The organism is Actinomadura kijaniata NBRC 14229, assembly GCF_001552175.1.
Classification (GTDB): Bacteria; Actinomycetota; Actinomycetes; order Streptosporangiales; family Streptosporangiaceae; genus Spirillospora; species Spirillospora kijaniata.
In genome coordinates, this window is sequence record NZ_BCQR01000225.1 from 1 (window position 1) to 15961 (window position 15961).

15 protein-coding genes are annotated in these 15961 nt (G+C 72.9%); 6 read left to right on the plus strand and 9 right to left on the minus strand.

The window, feature by feature from the left end; genetic code table 11:
• Both AKI01S_RS44395 and AKI01S_RS44400 read left to right on the plus strand, forming a co-directional pair.
• Positions 1-2769, plus strand: a 2769-nt coding sequence (locus AKI01S_RS44395) for an ATP-binding protein (RefSeq protein WP_067832154.1), incomplete at its 5' end; no start/stop codon positions are given.
• A complete protein-coding gene (locus AKI01S_RS44400) occupies positions 2762-3409 on the plus strand; it encodes a response regulator (RefSeq protein ID WP_067832155.1) in 648 nt (215 codons plus the stop codon). The genes AKI01S_RS44395 and AKI01S_RS44400, both read left to right, overlap by 8 nt.
• Here the strand turns inward: AKI01S_RS44400 and AKI01S_RS44405 are convergent.
• From AKI01S_RS44405 to AKI01S_RS44425, 5 genes are all read right to left on the minus strand, one after another.
• On the minus strand, positions 3389-4081 hold the full coding sequence (locus AKI01S_RS44405; RefSeq protein ID WP_067832157.1) for a response regulator: 693 nt from the start codon (positions 4079-4081) through the stop codon (positions 3389-3391). The two genes, AKI01S_RS44400 and AKI01S_RS44405, sit on opposite strands and share 21 nt — an antisense overlap.
• On the minus strand, positions 4078-5352 hold the full coding sequence (locus AKI01S_RS44410) for a sensor histidine kinase (RefSeq protein WP_245682043.1): 1275 nt from the start codon (positions 5350-5352) through the stop codon (positions 4078-4080). The genes AKI01S_RS44405 and AKI01S_RS44410 overlap by 4 nt, the downstream gene beginning before the upstream one ends.
• A complete protein-coding gene (locus AKI01S_RS44415; RefSeq protein WP_067832161.1) occupies positions 5343-6077 on the minus strand; it encodes an ABC transporter permease in 735 nt (244 codons plus the stop codon). The genes AKI01S_RS44410 and AKI01S_RS44415 overlap by 10 nt, the downstream gene beginning before the upstream one ends.
• The gene (locus AKI01S_RS44420) at positions 6077-6991 is read right to left on the minus strand and encodes an ABC transporter ATP-binding protein (protein WP_067832163.1); all 915 of its coding nucleotides are present in this window, start codon (positions 6989-6991) and stop codon (positions 6077-6079) included. The genes AKI01S_RS44415 and AKI01S_RS44420 overlap by 1 nt, the downstream gene beginning before the upstream one ends.
• A gap of 108 nt (positions 6992-7099) precedes the next feature.
• A complete protein-coding gene (locus tag AKI01S_RS44425) occupies positions 7100-8542 on the minus strand; it encodes an aldehyde dehydrogenase (protein ID WP_067832164.1) in 1443 nt (480 codons plus the stop codon).
• A gap of 128 nt (positions 8543-8670) precedes the next feature.
• On the opposite strand from AKI01S_RS44425, the gene AKI01S_RS44430 reads away from it, so the two are divergent.
• Complete coding sequence (locus AKI01S_RS44430; RefSeq protein WP_067832165.1) at positions 8671-9285, plus strand: DsbA family protein; 615 nt, start codon at positions 8671-8673, stop codon at positions 9283-9285.
• Between the two features lie 112 nt (positions 9286-9397).
• On the opposite strand, the gene AKI01S_RS44435 is transcribed toward AKI01S_RS44430, so the two are convergent.
• Together AKI01S_RS44435 and AKI01S_RS44440 are read right to left on the minus strand one after the other, a co-directional pair.
• The gene (locus AKI01S_RS44435) at positions 9398-10924 is read right to left on the minus strand and encodes an FAD-dependent oxidoreductase (protein ID WP_067832167.1); all 1527 of its coding nucleotides are present in this window, start codon (positions 10922-10924) and stop codon (positions 9398-9400) included.
• A 25-nt stretch (positions 10925-10949) separates the two neighbouring features.
• On the minus strand, positions 10950-11918 hold the full coding sequence (locus AKI01S_RS44440) for an AurF N-oxygenase family protein (protein ID WP_067832169.1): 969 nt from the start codon (positions 11916-11918) through the stop codon (positions 10950-10952).
• A 198-nt stretch (positions 11919-12116) separates the two neighbouring features.
• Here AKI01S_RS44440 and AKI01S_RS44445 point away from each other — a divergent pair, with 198 nt between their 5' ends.
• Complete coding sequence (locus tag AKI01S_RS44445) at positions 12117-12797, plus strand: TetR/AcrR family transcriptional regulator (protein ID WP_245682044.1); 681 nt, start codon at positions 12117-12119, stop codon at positions 12795-12797.
• Between the two features lie 13 nt (positions 12798-12810).
• On the opposite strand, the gene AKI01S_RS44450 is transcribed toward AKI01S_RS44445, so the two are convergent.
• Both AKI01S_RS44450 and AKI01S_RS44455 read right to left on the minus strand, forming a co-directional pair.
• Complete coding sequence (locus AKI01S_RS44450) at positions 12811-13260, minus strand: deaminase (RefSeq protein ID WP_067832171.1); 450 nt, start codon at positions 13258-13260, stop codon at positions 12811-12813.
• On the minus strand, positions 13253-13939 hold the full coding sequence (locus AKI01S_RS44455) for a RibD family protein (RefSeq protein WP_067832173.1): 687 nt from the start codon (positions 13937-13939) through the stop codon (positions 13253-13255). The genes AKI01S_RS44450 and AKI01S_RS44455 overlap by 8 nt, the downstream gene beginning before the upstream one ends.
• 160 nt (positions 13940-14099) lie before the next feature.
• Here AKI01S_RS44455 and AKI01S_RS44460 point away from each other — a divergent pair, with 160 nt between their 5' ends.
• Both AKI01S_RS44460 and AKI01S_RS44465 read left to right on the plus strand, forming a co-directional pair.
• Positions 14100-15233 carry an exonuclease SbcCD subunit D gene (locus tag AKI01S_RS44460; protein WP_067832175.1) on the plus strand — a complete coding sequence of 378 codons (1134 nt, stop codon included), beginning with the start codon at positions 14100-14102 and terminating at the stop codon, positions 15231-15233.
• Positions 15234-15249: 16 nt separating this feature from the next.
• Positions 15250-15961 (plus strand): AAA family ATPase (locus AKI01S_RS44465; protein ID WP_157420590.1); only part of this gene is annotated, 712 nt, incomplete at its 3' end.

A 15961-nucleotide genomic window follows, 5' to 3' on the forward strand; every position in this document is an offset into this window, starting at 1 on the left:
TCCGTCGCGGGCGGCGACCTCACCAAGAAGATCACCGTGGACGCGCGCGGCGAGATCTTCCAGCTCAAGACCACCATCAACACGATGGTGGACACGCTGTCGGCGTTCGCCGACGAGGTGACCCGCGTCGCCCGCGAGGTCGGCACCGAGGGCGAGCTCGGCGGCCAGGCCCGCGTGCGCGGCGCGTCCGGGGTGTGGAAGGACCTCACCGACAACGTCAACGCGATGGCCAACAACCTCACCTACCAGGTCCGCAACATCGCGCAGGTCACCACCGCCGTCGCCAACGGCGACCTCACCAAGAAGATCGACGTGGACGCCCAGGGCGAGATCCTGGAGCTCAAGACCACCATCAACACGATGGTGGACACGCTGTCGGCGTTCTCCTCCGAGGTGACCCGCGTCGCCCGCGAGGTCGGCAGCCGCGGAGAGCTCGGCGGCCAGGCGCAGGTCCCCGGCGCGTCCGGGGTGTGGAAGGACCTGACCGACAACGTGAACCTGCTCGCCTCCAACCTCACCACCCAGGTCCGCGCCATCGCCGAGGTCGCCAGCGCCGTCGCGCGCGGCGACATGACCCGCTCCATCACCGTCGTGGCGCAGGGCGAGGTCGCCGAGCTCAAGGACAACGTCAACCTGATGGTGGCCAACCTCCGCGAGACCACCCGCGCCAAGGACTGGCTGGAGAGCAACCTCGCCCGCATCGCCGGGCTCATGCAGGGCCACCGCGACCTGGTCGAGGTCGCCGGGCTGATCCTGTCGGAGCTGACGCCGCTGGTCGCCGCGCACTACGGCGCGTTCTTCCTGGCGCAGCGGGAGAAGGGCCGCGAACCGGTCCTGCGGCTGATCGCGGGCTACGGGTACCGCGGCCACCACCGCCGCAAGGAGGAGATCGAGTTCGGGGTGGGGCTGGTCGGCCAGGCCGCGGTGGAGCGCAAGCGCCTCATCATCGTCGACGCCCCGCCCGACTACATCAAGATCTCCTCCGGGCTGGGCGAGGCCGCCCCGGCGTGCGTGGTGGTGCTGCCGATCGTGTTCGAGGACGAGGTGCTCGGCGTGATCGAGCTGGCGGCGTTCAGCCGGTTCTCGGACGTGCACCTGGCGTTCTTCGACCAGTTCGTGCACACCATCGGCGTGGCGATCAACACGATCATCGCGAACGCGCGCACCGAGTCGCTGCTGGCCGAGTCGCAGCGCCTCACCCACGAGCTCCAGGAACGCTCGGCCGAGCTGCAGCGCCAGCAGGGCGAGCTGCGCCGCTCCAACGCCGAGCTGGAGGAGAAGGCGGCGCTGCTGGCCCAGCAGAACCGCGAGATCGAGGTGCAGAACACCGAGATCGAGCAGGCCCGCCGCGCCCTGGAGGAACGCGCCGAGCAGCTCGCCCTGTCCTCGCGCTACAAGTCCAACTTCCTGGCCAACATGTCGCACGAGCTGCGCACCCCGCTGAACAGCCTGCTGCTGCTGGCCAAGCTGATGTGGGCCAACCCCGACGGCAACCTCACCGACGAGCAGGTGCAGTTCGCCCGCACGATCTACGGCGCGGGCCGCGACCTGCTCCAGCTGATCGACGACATCCTCGACCTGTCCAAGATCGAGGCGGGCAAGATGGAGATCCACCCCGAGGACATCCCGCTGGCCAAGCTGGTGGACTACGTCGAGGTGACGTTCCGGCACGTGGCCGTCGAACAGGGCCTGGACTTCGAGGTGGCGCTGGCCGACGACCTGCCGCGCACGCTGCGCACCGACGAGCAGCGGCTCCAGCAGATCGTCCGGAACCTGCTGTCCAACGCCATCAAGTTCACCAGCGAGGGCGCGGTCCGGCTGGAGGTCTCGGTCGCCGGCGGGGTGGTGTTCGGGTCACCGGCGCTGCACGCCGCCGAACGGGTGATCGCGTTCAGCGTCATCGACACCGGCGTCGGCATCGCGCCGGGCAAGCTGGAGGTCATCTTCGACGCGTTCCAGCAGGCCGACGGCACCACCAGCCGCAAGTACGGCGGCACGGGGCTGGGCCTGTCGATCTGCCGGGAGATCGCCGAGCTGCTGGGCGGGGAGATCAGGGCGCGCAGCATCCCGGGGCACGGCAGCACGTTCGTGCTGTACCTGCCCGAGCGCAGCCCGCACGGCCCCGGCGCGGCGGACCCGTCCGGCGACGGCGTGGACGTCCCGGCGGGCCTGACGGTGACGCCGCTGCCCGGCCCGGACGCGCGGATCGAGACGGCCGCGCGGCTGGCCGACCCGGGCCCGGTCGTGGCCCGCGACCCGCTGTTCGAGGGCCGCACGGTGCTGATCATCGACGACGACATCCGCAACGTGTTCGCGCTGTCGACCGTGCTGGAGCGGTCGGGGATGCGGGTGCTCTACGCCGGCGACGGACGCAAGGGCATCGAGACCCTGGAACGCGAGGACGGCATCGCGCTGGTGTTCATGGACGTGATGATGCCGGAGCTGGACGGCTACGCCACCACCCGGGAGATCCGCGCGATGCCGAGGTTCGCCGGGCTGCCGATCGTCGCGCTGACCGCCAAGGCGATGAAGGGCGACCAGGACAAGTGCCTGGCCGCCGGAATGTCGGACCACGTCACCAAGCCGGTGGAGATCGAACGACTGTTCGCGGTCCTCCGCCACTGGCTCGACACCCCGAAACCCGCCGACGAACAACACCCCACCGAGGAGGGGAACCCTTCCACCGATGGGAGGAAGCCCCCCGACGGGGAGAAGCCCGCCGATCAGAGGAAGTCCAGTGACCAGCAGAACGGAACCGTTCATGGATGACACGACTCGTGTGCTGCTGGTCGATGACCAGGAGGAGAATCTGATCGCCCTGGCGGCGATCCTCAAGAACGTGGACGCCCGGGTCGTGTCGGCGCGGTCGGGGGAGGACGCGCTGCGGGCGCTGATGACCGACGACTTCGCGGTGATCCTGCTGGACGTCGTGATGCCGGAGATGGACGGCTTCGAGACGGCCTATCACATCAAGCGGAAGGACCGGACCCGCGACGTTCCGATCATCTTCCTGACGGCGGCGCGCAGCGAACCGGACCTGGCGTTCCGCGGGTACGCCGCCGGGGCGGTGGACTACCTGGTCAAGCCGTTCGACCCGTGGGTGCTGCGCTCCAAGGTGGAGATCTTCATCGAGCTGCACCGGGCCCGCCGCCGCGCCCGTGAGCAGGCGGCGATCATGAGTGGGCTGGTCCCCGGCCTGACGGACCTGGTGCGGGGCGTGACGCTGGTCGGCGAACTGCACGAACGCATGGCGTCGGTGCGGGAGGCGGCGGTCGCGCTGGGTGACGCGGTCGACGAGGACGCGTCCGCGGTCCACCTCAAGGAGGTGTGCGACCGCCTCAAGAGCGAGCTCGCCCGCCTGGACGCCGCCCACGCCGCGGTGCTCGGGTCACCGGTCGCCGGGGCGTAGCAGGCCGCGGTCGAACGCGGCGGCGACGGCGGCGGCGCGGTCGTTGACGCCGAGCTTGGCGTAGACGTGCAGCAGGTGGGTCTTGACGGTCGCCTCGCTGACGAACAGCTTCGCGGCGGCCTCCCGGTTGGTCGCGCCGCGCGCGACCAGGTCCAGCACCTCCAGCTCGCGGGGGCTGAGGGGCTCGGCGGGAGGCGCCTGGACGGGGGCGCGCAGGCGCTGGAGCAGCAGCGCCGCCACCGACGGCGACAGCACCGACCCGCCGCGCGCCGCCGCCCGCACCCCGCGCAGCAGTTCCTCCTGCGGCGCGTCCTTCAGCAGGTAGCCGGTCGCGCCCGCCTCGACGGCGGGCAGCACGTCGCGGTCGGTGTCGAACGTGGTCAGCACCAGCACCCGCGCGGGCAGGCCCCGTTCGGCCATCCGCCTGATCGCGGTGACGCCGTCGGTGCCGGGCATCCGCAGGTCCATCAGCACCACGTCGGGCCGCAGCTCCTCGGCCAGCCGGACCGCCTCCGCGCCGTCGGCGGCCTCGCCGAGCACGGCGACGCCGGGCACACCGGTGAACATGCCGCGCAGCCCGTCCCGCACCACCGGATGATCATCAACGATCAGCAACCCGATCGGACCGTCGTCCGCGTCGTCGGGTGGATCGGTGTTTGTTCCGGGGGTCATGCGGGGGTTCCGGTGGGGACGGCTGGGACGCTCGCGTAGATGGCGGTGCCCAGGCCCGGCTCGGACTCGATTTCCAGGGTTCCGGCGACGCGGCTCACTCGGCGGCGCATCGCGGTCAGCCCGTAGCCGCCGTCCTCGCGTGGCCGGACCAGCTCGGGTGCGAATCCGGTGCCGTCGTCGCGGACGTCGAGGGTCACCACGTCGCCCATGTAGGACAGGGTGACCGCGACGCGGGTCGCGCCCGCGTGCTTGGCGACGTTCGCGAGGGCCTCCTGCGCGGTGCGCAGCAGCGTTCCCTCCACCTCCGGATGCATGGGCCGCACGGTACCGGTCGTGGTGACCTCGGCGGGAACGCCGTGGTCGTCGCTCCAGCGCCGCGCGGTCTCGGCGAGCGCGTCGGGCAGCGCCGCGTCCTCCAGGGCCTGGGGCCGCAGCGCGCGCACCGAACGCCGCGCCTCCGTCAGGCTCTCGCGCGCCATCCGCTGCGCCAGGTCGATGTGCCGCAGCCGCCGCGTCTCGTCGTCGCGCGCCTGCTTGGCGGCCTGGAGCTGGGTGACGACCCCGGCCAGGCCCTGGGCGATGGTGTCGTGGATCTCCCCGGCCATCCGCTGGCGCTCGTCGTGGACGCCCGCCTCGCGGGCCTGGGCGAGCAGCTGGGCCTGGAGCCCGGTGTTCTCGGCCATGGCCCGTTCCAGCCGGACGTTGGCCTCGGCGAGCTGCTCGATCATCGCCTTGCGGCGCAGGGACTCCTGGTCGCCGCGCCAGGCGAAGAAGGCGAACGCCCCGGCCATCAGCGCGTTCACCGTGAGCATCCCCAGCCAGACCGGCCAGCTCTCGGCGGTGATGTTGCCGATGCCGCCGATCTGGGACACCGCCGCCAGCGACGCGGTGGCGACCACGCCGGGGACGCGCCAGGCGGCGGGCAGCAGGAACGCGTACAGGTAGCCGGAGATGATCGCGAACCCGAACATCGGGTTGACGAGGACCAGCGCGGTGAGCAGGCCGAGCAGCCCGACGTAGGAGAGGGTGCCGGGCAGGGGCCGGTTCCGCCAGCGGGTGTACCGGAACGCCATCCAGGTGACCCACAGCGCGGTGGCCCCGGCCAGCGCCAGCATGGCCAGGACGCGTCCGGGCGAGGAGTGGTCGACCAGCAGCGCGAGGACGGTCGCCACCGCCAGTGACACGTGCGGCACGGCCGACAGGCCGAAGCGTTCGCGGCGCTGCCATGCCTCCAGCCCGGCCGTCGGCCCGTCCATCTCGTCTACTCCCACCGGAAGAGTCTGGCAGCGGCCACGGTGGCGACCAGCCCGTAGAGGGCCATTATCGCCAACTGGGAGATCCGGACGTCGTGCCCCATCCAGGCGTCCCGCATCGCCCGCAGGCCCGCGCCGAGCGGGGTGAGGTCGCAGACGCGCTGGAGGGGGCCCGGCATCTTGTCGTAGGGCAGGTACACCCCGGCGAAGAACAGGCTGGGGAAGAACAGCAGCGAGCCGAGGGCGTTCCCGGCCCGCGCCGACGGGGACACGGCGGTGACCAGCGCGCCGATCGCCAGCAGCGCCCCCAGGCACAGCAGCGCGGCGGCGGCGAACGCGGCCGGGTCGCGCGGCAGGGCGGTGCCGAACACCGCCGTCCCGACGGCGAGCAGCGTCGCGACCGACACCAGTGCCGCGCCCGCGTTGACGACGAGCTGGGCGAGCAGCAGGGCCGACGGTCTCACGGGGGTGGCGCGCATCCGCCGCAGCACGCCCTTCTCCCGGTAGTCCGACAGCACGCCCGGCATCATCATCAGCGCCAGGATCGCGAACGCGACGGCGATGCCGAGCGCGGCCATGTACTCGGTGAGGGCCTGCCCGCCCAGGCCCTCGGCGGGTCGGTCGGCGCCGGGGACCAGCCCGAACCCGAACAGCAGGGCCAGCGGCAGCGCCAGCGCGAACAGCGGGGTGAGCAGCTCGCGCATCCGCAGCCGGAACTCGACGGCGATGATCCTGCCGAGCATCAGACCTCCAGGGGGCGGCCGGTGAGGGCCAGGTAGGCGTCGTCGAGGGTGCGCCGGTCGATGCGCAGCTCGGCGACCAGGACGTGGTCGCGGGCCAGGGCGGCGGTGACGGCGGTGGCGAAGTCGCCCGTGCCGGTGACGACGACGCGGCGGCCGTCGCGTTCCACGCCGGTCACGCCGGGCAGGGACGTCACCAGCGACGGGTCGAGGTCGTCGACGGGACGGAAGCTCATCCGGTGCTCGCCGCCCGCCCGCGCGATCAGCTCGGCGGGGGTGCCGGTGGCGCGGACCCGGCCGCCGTCCAGCACGGTGACCCGGTCGCACAGCTCCTCGACCTCGTCCATGAAGTGGCTGATCAGCACGACGGTGACGCCGGACTCCCGCACCCGGCGGATCAGCCGCCAGGTGTCGCGGCGGGCCTGCGGGTCCAGCCCGGTGGTCAGCTCGTCCAGGAACGCGACGCGCGGGCGCCCCACCAGGGCGAGCGCGATGTGAACGCGCTGCCGCCAGCCGCCCGACAGCTTGGAGTAGCGGACGTTCCGCTTGTCCTCCAGCCCCCATTCGGCGAGCAGCCCCGGCAGGTCGCGGGGCTCGCGGTAGAACGAGGAGTACAGCTCCAGCGCCTCTCCGACCCTGATGGACCCGGGCAGCCCGGTCTCCTGGAGCTGGACGCCGATGCGCTCGCGCAGGCGGTCGCCCTGGGCGTGCGGGTCCATCCCGAGCACCCGGACGGTCCCGGTGTCGGGAACGCGCAGCCCCTCCACGCACTCGACGGCGGTGGTCTTCCCGGCCCCGTTCGGCCCGAGGATCCCGAAGATCTCGCCCTCCGCGACGGTGAAGGAGACGCCGTCCAGCACGGGCCGTCCCCCGTACCTCTTGCCGAGGTCCTCGACCTCGATGACCGTGTGACGCATGCCTCCAGCGTCGCGGCCGCCGGGGCGCCCCCACATCACCCGATCGGCTTCGGAAAGGCTGATCCCCCGTGTCCACCGAACGGTGGACACGGGGGATCAGGGGGCGGGTCAGGAAGCCGGGTGGGGACGGGGGATGGCCTTGTGCTCCAGGTAGGCGGTCAGGCCCTCGGGGCCCAGCTCGCGGCCCAGGCCGCTGTCCTTGTAGCCGCCGAACGGGGTGTTGGGATCCAGCACGTAGAGGTTGACGCCGCAGCTTCCGGTGCGGATGCGGCGGGCGACCTCGACGCCGTGGTCCACGTCGGCGGTCCAGACCGAGCCGCCGAGGCCGTAGTCGCTGTCGTTGGCGATGCGGACCGCGTCGTCCTCGTCGTCGTAGGGGATCAGCGCCAGCACCGGGCCGAAGATCTCCTCGCGGGCGATGCGCATGTCGTTGGACACGTCGCCGAACACGGTCGGGGCGACGTACCAGCCGCGGTCGTGCGGGCGGGTGAGGCCGCCGGTGAGCAGCTTGGCGCCCTCGTCCTGGCCGACGCGGATGTAGTTCTCGACGCGTTCCTGCTGGCGGCGGGCCACCAGCGGGCCGATCTCGGTGCCGTAGTCGGCGGGGTCGCCGACGTTCAGGCCCGCGACCATCGCGGTGAGGGCGTCGGCGACCTCGTCGTAGCGGCCGCGCGGGGCCAGGATGCGGGTCTGCGCGGCGCACGCCTCGCCGTTGTTCATCAGCGACGCCATCTTGAAGCCCTCGATGGTGGTCGCCAGGTCGGCGTCCTCCAGGATGATCGCCGCGGACTTGCCGCCGAGCTCCAGGGTGACGGGCTTGAGCTGGCGGCCGCAGACCTCGCCGATCTGGCGTCCGGCGGCGGTGGAGCCGGTGAAGGCGACCTTGTCGACGTCGCGGTGCGCCACCAGGTACGCGCCGACCTCGCGGCCCGCCGGAACGAAGTTGATCACGCCCTCGGGGACGCCCGCCTCGCGGACCCACTCGGCCAGCAGGTAGGCGTCCAGCGGGGTCTCGGGGGAGGGCTTGGCGACGACCGTGCATCCGGCGAGCAGGGCGGGGGCCAGCTTGAGCATCAGGGTGAACTGCGGGACGTTCCACGGGTAGACCGCCGCGACGACGCCGACGGGCTCGCGGGTCACGGTGACCGGGCCGAGCATGCCGGGCCGCTCCTCCTCCCAGGGGTAGGAGGCGGCGAGGTCCACGTAGTACTGGAGCACCATCTGCGGCAGCGCCGCCTGCCCGAAGATCGAGAACAGGATCGGCGAGCCCATCTCGGCGGTGACCAGGTCGGCCATCTCCTGCTGCCGTTCGGCGTAGATCGCCGACAGGCGGCCGAGGACCGCGGCGCGTTCGGCGGGCGTCATCCGGGGCCAGGGCCCGTGGTCGAACGCCCGGCGCGCGGCGGCCACGGCGGCGTCGACGTCGGCCTCGGTGCCCTCGGGGACGCGGCCGATGACCTCCTCGGTGTGCGGGGAGACCACCTCGATGACGCCGGTTCCGGCGGGGGCGGCCCACTCACCGCCGATGAACAGCCGATCGTGCTCGCGCATGCCGGTACGCCTTCCATCCCGGGGTTTGACCGAATGCTTGCTTGGTGAACAGCATCGCACGGCTCCCCGGGGGATTGGCAAGAGGCGATGAGACGCCAGTCTCACCCAAAACGGGGAAGGCTGGGGGCATGACGGACACGACGATCGCCGACCTGTGGTTCGACCCGGCCTGCCCCTACACCTGGATCGCCTCCCGCTGGCTGCTGGAGGTCACCGAGGTCCGCCCGGTGGAGGTCCACTGGCACCTGCTCAGCCTGGCCGCGCTCAACGAGGACAAGGAGGAGGATCCCGAGGGCGACACCGAGGGCTACCTGTGGCTGCCCGCCCGGATCTGCGTCGCGGTCACCGAACGCCACGGCCAGGCCGCCCTCGGCCGCTTCTACACCGCGCTCGGCGAACGCGTCCACGGCGGCGAGTGGACGACCGAGACCGTGCCCGACGCGCTCACCGAGGCGGGCCTGCCGGTCGAGCTGGCCGGGGCCGCGATGGACACCGGCCTCGACGACGCGGTGCGCGCCTCCACGCGGGAGGGCATCGGGCTGGTCGGGAAGCACGTCGGCAGCCCGATCATCGCGGCGACGCGGCCGGACGGCGGGCGCGCCGCGTTCTTCGGCCCGGTCCTGTCCCGCATCCCGCGCGGCGAGGAGGCTGGGCGGCTGTGGGACGGGACGCTGCTGGTCGCGGGCGTCCCGGGCTTCCACGAGCTGAAGGGCGCCCCGCACGCCGCGCCCGACTTCGACTAGTTCGTGCTGCAGAAGCCCTGGCCCACGGCGCTCGCCCTGGGGGCTCGCGCCTCACCAGGTCTTGGCGAGCGCGGCTGAGGCCCACGTCGGAACAGGCCCTGGGCGTGTCCGGCTAGGCGTAGGCCGCGCCGAGGACCGCGTCGGGGCGCCGCGACCGCAGCAGCGCCTCCAGCTCGGCCACGTCGGCGGCGGGCTCGGTGAGGAGGCCCTCGTTGTAGTCCCGCACGAGCGTGGCGACGGTCTCGCGCGCGCACGTCTTGTTGGTGCCGATGAACCCGGTCGGGCCGCGCTTGATCCAGCCGGTGACGTAGGCGGCGTCGGCATCGGTGACGCGCCCGGCGGTGTGCGGGACGGTGCCCGACGCCTCGTCGAACGGCAGCCCCGGCACCGGCAGCGCCCGGTAGCCGATCGAGGCCAGCACCAGCCCGGCCTCGACGTGCTCGACCTCGCCGGTCGGAACGGCGTGGACGGCGCCGTCGCGCGCCTCCAGGGCGGTGCGGGCGAAGTCCACGCCGTCGCCGGTGAGGCGTTCGGGGGCCAGCAGGTACCGCAGGACGACGCGCCGCCGGGCCCCGGCCGCGTCGCGTCCGGCGAGCTCGCGCAGCAGCCGCAGCTTGTGCCGGAGGGAGTGGGAGGTCTCGTCGGCGCCGGTGAGGTCGAGGTCGGCGGCCGGGACCGACACCGCGACGTCCGGCGCGTTCGCCAGGCCGACCAGCTCGGGCAGGGTGAACGCCGAGTGCGCCGGGCCGCGCCGCCCGACCACCCAGACCTCCTCGATCCGGCTGCCGCGCAGCGCCGCCAGCGCGGCGGGGGAGATGTCGGTGGCGGCCAGCCGGTCGGGGTCGGCGGTCAGGACGCGGGCGACGTCGAGGGCGACGTTGCCGTTCCCGATCACCACGGCGCGCCGGTGCGACAGGTCGAACGCGCGGTGCGCGTGGTCGGGGTGGCCGTTGTACCAGGCCGTGAACTCGGTGGCCGGCACCGCCGCCTCCGCGCCCGGGACCGTCAGGCGGCGGTCGGCGGACGCGCCGACCGCGTAGACGACGGCGTGGTGGTGGCGCAGCAGCTCCTCGTGCGTGACGTCGCGGCCGACCTCGACGCCGGTGTGCAGGTGGAAACCGGGCTGCGCGGCGATCGTGTCGAACTGCCGGGTGACGCGGCGGGTGCCCTGGTGGTCGGGCGCGACGCCGGCGCGGGCCAGGCCGTAGGGGGTGGGCAGCTTCTCGTACACGTCGACGCGCGCGCCGGGAACGGTCAGCACCTCGTCGGCGGCGTACATCGCGGCGGGCCCGGACCCGACGATCGCCACGCGCGCCGGCGTCGGCCGCGCCCTCACCTTCAGCCGCGGCGGGACGGGGGCCAGCACCGGCAGGCCGTCGCGGGACCGGTCGCGGTAGAAGTCGGCGTTGATCTCCAGGAACGGCAGCTGCGCCCCGTCCAGCTTCCGGTGCGGGACGATCGCCCCGACCGGGCACGCGGTCACGCAGGCCCCGCAGTCGACGCACGCCCGCGGGTCGACGTACAGCATCTCCGCGGTGTGGAAGTCCGGCTCGTCCGGGGTGGGGTGGATGCAGTTCACCGGGCAGGCCTGGACGCAGGAGGCGTCGTTGCAGCAGGACTGCGTGACCACGTGGGTCATGGGTGTTCCCTCTCCGTGCCGGGGTTCAGGCGGCGGGCTGGGCGGTGCGGTGGGGCTCGCTGCGGAAGCGCGACGCGTCGCCGTCGATGCCGAGCCTCTTCCACAGCCGCCGGGACGCGGCGTTCATCAGGCCCAGCTCCTCGGCGAGGGTGCGCACGTCGCCGAAGTAGGCGCGCAGGATCTCCTGGGACTTCGGGCTGTCCCAGAACGCCTCGCGCATCACCTGGCGCGGGATGTCGAACTTCCTGGCCATGTCGCGCGGCGGCGTCATGATCGCCCCGGCGAGCCAGCGCATGATGATCGGGAAGGCCAGCGAGGTGGCCGCGCGGCCCGTCCTGGTCTGCCGCCGGACCCGCTCGGTGAGGAAGCGGTGCGCGAACGAGATGTGCCGCGCCTCCTCGGCGATGTGGATCTGCATGGTGCGCAGCAGCGCCGGCGGCAGCTCCTCGCCGCGCCGGATGGCGTCCTTCTGGAAGTGGTCGATCGGCTCCTCGCCGGCCAGGATGCCGATGAAGAAGATGATGGGCAGGTAGGCGCCCAGGTGCCAGAAGTGGGAGGTCGCGCGGTAGTCGGCGCGCATGCCCGGCACGTCGACGCCGATGCGGTTGACCAGCTCCTGGAACATCTGGATGTGGTTGCACTCCTCGGTCATCTCGTGGAGGCAGTACCGGAACTCCGGGGTCTGGTTCGGCAGCCGCATCGCGTACTGCATCATGCCGCGGATCAGCACGCTCTCGAACTGGAGGCCGACCTTCTGGATGTTGGCGATCCGCCACATCCCGATCTCGATCTTCCGCTCCTCCGGCAGCGCCCGGTACCAGGGGTGCGCGCCGAGCGGGTCGCAGTCGTCGGGCAGGATCCAGCGCGGGTCGTCCGGGTCGATCCGGTACTCGGGGGAGTCCCAGTCGATGTCGAGGTAGGGGTCGAAGCGCCGCGCGACCGACCCCTCCGACAGGGTCGCCAGCACGTCCCGGTACTCCTGGTCGATCATCATCCGCAGCCACCTCCGGGGTGTCCCGCGTCGCCGCCGCCGCGCGGGCCAGATTTACGATTGCGCCCTGGACTGTAAATAGTAAGTGATCCCTTGGTCAAGGGAGAAGGGTCCTATAGTTGGGGTGGGCAACATCACCCCCACCCCGTCGCCCCGTCGGCGACGACCGGCTGACACCGCGACATGACTGCGAGACGACCCGTGACCGAACCGGCTGACGGCGCGCCGGACGACGCCCCGGACGACGCTCCGGCGCCCGGCCGGACCCGCCGGGGGGCGGCCGGCCGGACGCCCGACGAGATCCGCGCCCTGATCCTGGACGCGGCCGCCGAGTGCCTGGTGGAGGGCGGCTTCGCCAACGGGCGGCTGCTGTCGGCGATCGCCCGCCGCGCCGGGATCTCCCGCCCCACGCTCTACAAGTACGGCGGCACCGTCGAGGACATCCGCGAGGCGCTGGTCCGCCGCGAGATCGCGGTCTTCGCCGAGGACCTGATCCCCCGGCTGCGCACCGCCGCCTGGACCGGCGACGACCTGGTGGACCTGCTGGTGTTCGTCGTCGGCTACGGCCGCCGCCACCCGCTGCTCCAGGCCGCGCTGCGCGACGTCCCCGAGATCATCCTGCCGGTGTTCACGGTGAACGCCGAGTCCACCATCCGCCGCATCTCCAAGCTGCTCCAGCCGCTCATGCAGGAGCACATCGACGCCGGACGCGTCCCGCCGGTGGACGTGTCGCTGCTGGTGGACGCGCTGTTCCGGGTGGCGGTGTCGCTGATCCTGGTACGCGGGCCGCTCGACCTGGACGACCCCGAGACGCTGCGCGGCTACCTCGACGTCGCGCTGGGCGCGGTCGCCGACCTGCGCGCCCAGCCGGTGCCGGGCTGACCCGGCGCCGGGATCAGGCGCCCGGCAGGTGGGTGTTGGGCCGCCGGGCGCGGTCGGCCAGCTCGGGGATCACCACGACCTCCACGCCGTGCGCGCGCAGCAGCTCCGCGCCCGTCCCCTCCACGAACAGCGACGGCTCGGACCAGGCGAACACCACCCGCCGCACCCCCGCCGCGACGATCAGCTCCGCGCAGGGCCGGGGCCGCGACCCGCGCCGCCCGCACGGCTCCAGCGAGGAGTAGACGGTGGCGCCGCTCAGGTCGGCCGCGCCGAGCCGGGCGAGCGCGGCCTCCTCGGCGTGGTCGTGCGGGTCGTGCTGCCGGGAGAACCCGCGCGCCAGCTCGCGGCCGTCGCCGTCCACGACCACCGCGCCCACCGAGAACGCGGTCCGCGACGGCGGGCACCGCTCGGCCAGGTCGCAGGCGAGCCCCAGCCAGGCCCGGTCGCCGGGGCGCTCAGCCACGCGCGCCCCCGACCAGGTAGCGCAGCAGCGCCAGGTTCCCGATGCGGGTGACCTCCTCCAGCCGCATCGGCCGGTCGGGCGACTGCGGGAAGACCCCCGACTTGACGAACCGGGGCGCCGACGGGTCGCCGATGAAGAACGGCGCGACCACCAGTTGCAGCTCGTCCACCAGCCCCGACGTCAGGAAGTGCGTGTGGATGCCGCCGCCGCCCTCCACCATGAGCCGCCGCACGCCGCGCGCGCCCAGGTCGTTCAGCATCGCCGGGAAGCTCACCGGGTCCCCGGCGTCGACCACCTCGGCGCGGTCGCCGAGCCGGGCCGCCACCTCGTGCGCGGTCTGGGAGTGGGAGTAGACGAGCTTGGGCGCCTCCCCGGTGGTGAAGAACCGCGACTCCGGATCCAGGTCGCCGCTCCAGGTCACCGTCACCTTGACGAGGTCGGGGCTGCGGCCGCGCGCCTTCCGCCTGGCCCGCCGCGCCTCCGACCTGACCAGCAGTTTGGGATCGTCGCGGCGGACGGTTCCGGCCCCGACCAGGATCGCGTCGCAGGTCGCGCGCACGTCGTCCACCCGGTCGAAGTCGGCGGGGCTGGACAGCCGCAGCCGCTCGGGGGAGGCGTCGTCGATGTAGCCGTCCACCGACATCGCGCAGCTCAGCAGCACATAGGGACGCTCGCTCACGCCGTGAGCATAGGGCAGGAGACCCGTCAAGGCGTGCGGTGATGAGAACATCACTCGTTGTGACCGAAAAGGATCGTGCCGACCCGGAAGTGTGATCCTTTGGTGCGGACCGGCGTTTCTGTGCCGGATGTGCCGCCGTGGTGCCTAAGGTGAGTGCGCGATGCGAATCCTCCACACCTCCGACTGGCACCTCGGCAGGTCCTTCCACCGCGAGGACCTGCTGACCGCGCAGGGGACGTTCGTCGACCACCTGGTCGAGACGGTGCGCGCCGAACGGGTCGACTGCGTGCTGATCTCCGGGGACGTGTACGACCGGGCGCTGCCCGGCGTGGACGCGGTGAAGCTGTGCAACGAGGCCCTGGAACGCCTGGTCGCGCTCGGCGTCCGCGTCGTGCTGATCGCGGGCAACCACGACTCGGCGCACCGCCTGGGCTTCGGCTCGGCGCTCATGGACGCCGCGGGGGTCCACCTGCGCACCGACTTCGCGCGGGTGGGGGAGCCGGTCCTGCTCGACGGCGCCGCGGTCTACGGCGTCCCCTACCTGGAGCCGGAGCTGCTGCGCCACGACTGGGAGCTGGACGAGCGCAGCCACGCCGCCGCGCTGACCGAGGCGATGCGCCGCGTCCGCGCCGACGCCGCCACCCGCCCCGGCACCCGGACGGTCGTGCTGGCGCACGCGTTCGTCACCGGCGGCGAGGCGTCCGACAGCGAACGCGACATCTCCGTCGGCGGCACCTCCCACGTCCCGGTCGGGGTGTTCGAGGGCATCGACTACGTGGCGCTCGGCCACCTGCACGGGCGGCAGGCGATGACCGACCGCGTCCGCTACTCGGGGTCGCCGCTGGCGTACTCCTTCTCCGAGGAGCGCCATCTCAAGGGCTCCTGGCTGGTGGACCTGCGCGACGACGGGATGGAGGCGGCGTTCGTCGAGGCCCCGGTGCCCCGCCGCCTCAAGCGCCTGCGCGGCACCCTGGAGGACCTGCTCCACGACCCCGCCCTCGACACGTACGAGGACCACTGGATCCAGGCGACGCTGACCGACGCGCGCCGCCCGCCCTCGGCGATGGAGCGCCTGCGCCGCCGCTTCCCGCACGCCCTGGTGCTGGGCTTCGAGCCGCAGGAGGGGCCGGGCGAGGACACGCGGACCTGGACCGAGCGGGTGAAGGGGCGCTCCGAGCTCGACGTGGCGGGCGACTTCGTCGCCGAGGTCACCGACGGCCCGGCGGGCGAGGCCGAACGCGCCCTGCTGCACGAGGCGTTCGAGGCGTGCCGCCTGAAGGAGGCCCGGGCGTGAGGACGGGGGACGGGGCGTGAGGCTGCACCGGCTGGAGGTCACCGCGTTCGGGCCGTTCTCCGGCACCGAGGTGATCGATTTCGAGGCGCTGTCGGACGCGGGGCTGTTCCTGATCCAGGGGCAGACCGGCGCGGGCAAGACCAGCGTGCTGGACGCGATCTGCTTCGCCCTGTACGGGGCGGTGCCCGGCGTCCGCAACGACGTCAAGGGCCTGCGCAGCGACCACGCCGCTCCGGGCGTCGCGCCGCGGGTGGTGCTGGAGGTCACCATCCGGGGCCGCCGGTTCCAGATCACCCGGTCCCCGGCGTGGGAGCGGCCCAAGCTGCGCGGGACCGGCACCACCACCGAGAACGCGAAGATCGTGCTGGAGGAGCACGACGGCGACTGGACCGGCCTGACCACCCGCATCGACGAGGCGAGCGACCTGGTCGGGCAGCTGCTAGGGATGAACCGCGACCAGTTCTGCCAGGTGGCGATGTTGCCGCAGGGGGCGTTCGCGAGCTTCCTGCGCGCCGACGCCGCCGAGCGCCGCAAGGTGCTGGAGCGCCTGTTCGCCGCCGAGGTGTTCACCCGCGTGGAGACCTGGCTGGCCGACCGCCGCGCCGCCACCCACCGGCAGGCCGAGGCGCTGCGCGCGCGGGTCGCCGACGTCGCGGGCCGGATCGCCGAGGTCGCCGCCGCCGAGCTGCCCGCGGACCTGCCGCCGGAGGCGCTGCCCGCCTGGGCGG

What these genes read in the sequence shown, in the direction of transcription:
- AKI01S_RS44400 (WP_067832155.1), top strand. Translation starts at nt 2,762, where the DNA reads ATGGATGACACGACTCGTGTGCTGCTGGTCGATGACCAGGAGGAGAAT.
- AKI01S_RS44405 (WP_067832157.1), bottom strand. Translation starts at nt 4,081, where the DNA reads ATGACCCCCGGAACAAACACCGATCCACCCGACGACGCGGACGACGGT.
- AKI01S_RS44415 (WP_067832161.1), bottom strand. Translation starts at nt 6,077, where the DNA reads ATGCTCGGCAGGATCATCGCCGTCGAGTTCCGGCTGCGGATGCGCGAG.
- AKI01S_RS44420 (WP_067832163.1), bottom strand. Translation starts at nt 6,991, where the DNA reads ATGCGTCACACGGTCATCGAGGTCGAGGACCTCGGCAAGAGGTACGGG.
- AKI01S_RS44425 (WP_067832164.1), bottom strand. Translation starts at nt 8,542, where the DNA reads ATGCGCGAGCACGATCGGCTGTTCATCGGCGGTGAGTGGGCCGCCCCC.
- AKI01S_RS44430 (WP_067832165.1), top strand. Translation starts at nt 8,671, where the DNA reads ATGACGGACACGACGATCGCCGACCTGTGGTTCGACCCGGCCTGCCCC.
- AKI01S_RS44435 (WP_067832167.1), bottom strand. Translation starts at nt 10,924, where the DNA reads ATGACCCACGTGGTCACGCAGTCCTGCTGCAACGACGCCTCCTGCGTC.
- AKI01S_RS44440 (WP_067832169.1), bottom strand. Translation starts at nt 11,918, where the DNA reads ATGATGATCGACCAGGAGTACCGGGACGTGCTGGCGACCCTGTCGGAG.
- AKI01S_RS44460 (WP_067832175.1), top strand. Translation starts at nt 14,100, where the DNA reads ATGCGAATCCTCCACACCTCCGACTGGCACCTCGGCAGGTCCTTCCAC.